General features: G+C 38.3%; 6 protein-coding genes. All 6 read left to right on the top strand.

Features of this window, described 5'->3' with window-relative positions; translation table 11 throughout:
- Positions 1-211 (top strand): hypothetical protein (locus Q0L68_RS16960; protein WP_296705423.1); only part of this gene is annotated, 211 nt, incomplete at its 5' end.
- Between the two features lie 23 nt (positions 212-234).
- Entirely contained in the window at positions 235-804 is a 570-nt protein-coding gene (locus Q0L68_RS16955; protein ID WP_296705422.1) for a hypothetical protein, read from the top strand.
- A 261-nt stretch (positions 805-1,065) separates the two neighbouring features.
- The gene (thrS, locus tag Q0L68_RS16950; RefSeq protein WP_296705421.1) at positions 1,066-3,015 is read left to right on the top strand and encodes a threonine--tRNA ligase; all 1,950 of its coding nucleotides are present in this window, start codon (positions 1,066-1,068) and stop codon (positions 3,013-3,015) included.
- A gap of 83 nt (positions 3,016-3,098) precedes the next feature.
- On the top strand, positions 3,099-3,653 hold the full coding sequence (infC, locus tag Q0L68_RS16945; protein ID WP_296705420.1) for a translation initiation factor IF-3: 555 nt from the start codon (positions 3,099-3,101) through the stop codon (positions 3,651-3,653).
- 26 nt (positions 3,654-3,679) lie between these two features.
- Entirely contained in the window at positions 3,680-3,874 is a 195-nt protein-coding gene (gene rpmI / locus Q0L68_RS16940) for a 50S ribosomal protein L35 (RefSeq protein ID WP_091691841.1), read from the top strand.
- A 111-nt stretch (positions 3,875-3,985) separates the two neighbouring features.
- On the top strand, positions 3,986-4,330 hold the full coding sequence (gene rplT / locus Q0L68_RS16935) for a 50S ribosomal protein L20 (protein ID WP_296705416.1): 345 nt from the start codon (positions 3,986-3,988) through the stop codon (positions 4,328-4,330).
- Positions 4,331-4,345: the final 15 nt, after the last annotated feature.

Raw genomic sequence — 4,345 nt, 5'->3', positions numbered from 1 at the left:
TATCCAAAATGTACCTGATATGGATCCTGAGGGCAATCCATTGGAAACTTTTGGAAGGCTGGATCCGACAAAACCATATGTGGAGCTTGGCTATGGAATCGAAAATATCTTTAAGTTTTTCCGAGTAGATTTCTTCCATAGAATGACATATTTAGATAGTCCTGAAGCAAAGCCATTTGCGGTAAAAATAAGTGCACAAATAATTCTTTAGTCGATTTTTTTTATTTTAGTTGAATGAAAGATAAAAGAACTTTATTCAAGCCTTTTTTAGCTATTATTTGTGCTATATTTTTTTCCATTTCTATTGAAAGCCATGCCCAATCCAAGGCAGAGACCTTTACTGCAAAAAATGTAGTCTATTTAGATCTAGGGGGGAATGCGGGACAATATGCCTTTACTTATGGGAGAGTTTTCCATCAAAAAGGGAAGGTAAAGCTAAGTGCAAGTGCAGGGTTCTCCATGTGGTATCAGGGATCAAGTTCTAATACAAAATGGCTCCCAGCTATACCAATTGAACTAACAGCATTCTATGGTAAGTCAAACCATCATTTGGAATTGGGTGCTGGAGTTACTTCTTACTTAGACAATAGTATATATTTTGATCAGGAAACATTTGAAAATGTCGATAAAGTGGTTTTTGGTGCAATTATTCCCTTAAGAATAGGGTACAGGTTCCAGAAACCTGAGGGTGGATTTTTTTTTAGGGTTGGTTATACGCCATTTTTTAATGTTCCTGTTGGAGGAAGAGAAGAATGGAACTTTGACCCGAGATTTGCAGGATTGAGTTTTGGAAAGAGTTTTTAGATACTTATAGGCAATTAGAATGCTTCTAAAAATTTGGCGTATTTTTTAGAGTATTTCGGTCATCCGTCTCCGGTCTTCCAGTCCAGAAATCATAGAAAATAGGATCTTTTTATTGGTGCAATAACTATTGGACGTAGATAATTATAAAAATAAGCTCTCATTTACATATTCCCTCTCGATAAATTTTTTGGTTGCGGGTGCTATTTGCATATTTGCAACTTAAACCAAATGCCTGTTTGTATGGGCAGAGAATAATTACACATGTCACAAGAAATTAACATTACCCTTCCGGATGGCTCCGTGAAGGTGTTTGAAAAAGGAACAACAGGACTACAGATTGCTGCCAGTATCAGCGAGGGTTTAGCCAGAAATGTTCTAGCCGCTAAAGTAAATGGACAGGTTTGGGACGCAACCCGTGCAATCAACGAAGATTCTAAAGTCCAATTATTGACTTGGAATGATGGAGAAGGCAAGAATACCTTTTGGCATTCCTCCGCTCACTTGTTGGCGGAAGCTTTGGAAGCACTTCACCCAGGAATCAAATTTGGTATCGGACCTCCAATTGAAACTGGTTTCTATTATGATGTAGATTTCGGTGATAAAACCTTGGATGGCTCTGAACTCGAAGACATCGAGAAGAAAATGATCGAATTGGCTCGGGAGAAGAATGAGTACATCCGATCAGATGTTTCCAAAAAAGATGCAATTGACTATTTCCAGAAGAAAGGGGATGAGTACAAATTGGATTTGCTTGAAGGACTGGAAGATGGTTCCATTACGTTCTATCAGCAAGGCAACTTTGTAGATCTTTGTCGTGGTCCTCATATTCCGAATACTGGTTTTGTAAAGGCTGTAAAGCTCACAAACATAGCTGGGGCATATTGGCGAGGAGACGAGAACCGTAAAATGCTGACTCGTATTTATGGGGTGACTTTTCCTAAAGCGAAAGAACTTACCGAATACCTGACGCTCATAGAAGAAGCTAAAAAGCGTGACCATAGAAAACTTGGAAGAGAATTAGAATTATTCACTTTCTCTGAAAAAGTAGGAATGGGACTTCCGCTTTGGTTGCCAAAGGGTACCTTATTGCGAGAGCGCCTGATTAATTTCATGAAAAAGGCTCAGGATAAGTCCGGTTATCAACAAGTTACTACTCCTCATATCGGTCACAAGGTTTTGTATGAAACTTCTGGTCACTACGAGAAATATGGTAAGGATTCATTTCAGCCAATTACTACTCCACATGAAGGGGAGGAGTTTTTGTTGAAACCGATGAACTGCCCGCATCACTGCGAAATATACAAGCATAAGCCACACTCTTATAAAGAGTTGCCAATCCGATATGCGGAATTTGGAACTGTTTACAGATATGAGCAAAGTGGTGAATTACATGGTTTGACCCGCGTTCGAGGATTTACTCAGGATGATGCACATATCTTCTGTAGACCTGATCAAGTAAAAGAGGAGTTTATCAAAGTAATTGATTTGGTGCTTTATGTATTCAAAGCATTAGGATTTGAAGATTACACGGCACAGATTTCTTTGAGAGACCCAGAGAATTCATCCAAATATATCGGTGGTAATGAAAACTGGAATAAGGCTGAATCAGCCATTATTGAAGCGGCCGCAGAGAAAGGGTTGGAAACAGTTACCGAACTTGGAGAAGCAGCTTTTTATGGTCCTAAATTGGACTTTATGGTCAAAGACGCTTTGGGAAGAAAATGGCAGTTGGGAACTATCCAAGTAGATTATAACTTACCAGAACGATTCCAGTTGGAATACATAGGTTCGGATAACCAAAAGCACAGACCTGTGATGATCCATAGAGCTCCATTTGGTTCTTTGGAGCGATTTGTAGCAGTTTTGATAGAACACTGTGCAGGCAACTTCCCATTGTGGCTTTCGCCAGAACAAATCAATATTCTTCCAATTTCTGAGAAGTATGTTGGGTATGCTGAAGAAATAAAAGCTATTTTAGAAGATGTAGGAATCACAGGTTCCATAGATAATAGAGACGAGAAAATTGGTCGTAAGATCCGTGACTCTGAGGTAAAGAAAGTGCCGTTTATGTTGATTGTAGGGGAGAAGGAGCAAGAAGAACGAATACTTTCTGTAAGAAAGCATGGTGAAGGCGACATCGGTAACTACTCTCCGGAGGAGTTTATAAAGTATTTTAATGGGATTATTTCAGCATCGCTTAGTAAGCCATAAATTGGTAATAATCGATTGTTCTTTTCTTAATTAGAAATAATTCCGATATTTGCAGGCAATTTCATAAAAACAACTAATCAAACTTGAGAAACAACAGACAACCGTATAGAGGTCGGCAAGAAGAACCTTATAAAGTAAACCAGAAAATAAGAGCACGTGAAGTAAGAGTTGTTGGTGACTTCGTAGAAGGAGGCAACGCACTACTTCAAACTGACAAGGCTATAAAGCTTGCTCAGGAAAATGACCTGGATCTTGTAGAGATTTCACCTAATGTTGATCCCCCAGTTTGTAAGATTCTTGACTATGCAAAGTTTAAGTACGAGCAGAAAAAGAAGCAAAAAGAAATCAAAGCTAACGCTGCGAAAGTTGTTTTGAAAGAAATTAGATTCGGTCCTAATACGGATGAACATGATTTTAATTTCAAAGTAAAGCATGCTCAAAACTTTCTTAAAGAAGGTGCAAAAGTTAAAGCCTATGTACATTTTGTAGGCCGTACGATTGTATTTAAAGAAAGAGGAGAAATGCTTTTGTTGAAATTTGCTCAAGCTCTTGAGGATTTAGGAGCAGTGGAGCAGCTTCCGAAAATGGAAGGAAAAAGAATGAACATTTTTATTACGCCCAAAGCAGGTAAAAAATAAATTTCAACTTAAATAAATACAGCAAAATGCCAAAAGTAAAAACCAAATCCAGTGCAAAGAAGAGGTTCGCTTTAACGGGAACCGGTAAGATCAAAAGGAAACACGCTTTCAAAAGCCACATCCTTACCAAAAAATCTACTAAAAGAAAGCATAACTTGACCAAAACTGGTCTTGTACATGAGTCTGATGAAGGTAGAGTAAGAGACATGTTGAGAATCTGATTTTCGACGGTAGCTTAAAATTTAATTAATTAAGGTTTATTTATTCACCAGACACTTTGGTAAAAAAGATCTCAGTCAAATGAGACACCAAGCGTCAAAAAACAAAAAACTATGCCTAGATCAGTAAACGCAGTAGCGTCAAGAGCAAGAAGAAAAAAAGTGCTAAAGGCCACAAGAGGTTACTTCGGAAGAGGTAGCAATGTATGGACTGTAGCCAAAAACAAATACGAGAAAGGACTTCAGTACGCGTACAGAGACCGTAAAGCGAAGAAAAGAGAATTCAGAGCTTTGTGGATTCAACGTATCAACGCAGGTGCTAGACAGCATGGCGTGTCTTACTCTCAATTAATGGGATTATTGAAGAAAGCAGAAATCGAACTTAACCGTAAGGTTTTGGCAGATTTAGCAATGAATCACCCAGAAGCATTTAAAGCTGTAGTTGAAAGAGTAAAATAAGATTGCACTGTCTTA

This window comes from Algoriphagus sp., assembly GCF_024642405.1.
Taxonomy (GTDB): domain Bacteria; phylum Bacteroidota; class Bacteroidia; order Cytophagales; family Cyclobacteriaceae; genus Algoriphagus.
This window is presented reverse-complemented; position numbering and strand designations above follow the sequence as displayed.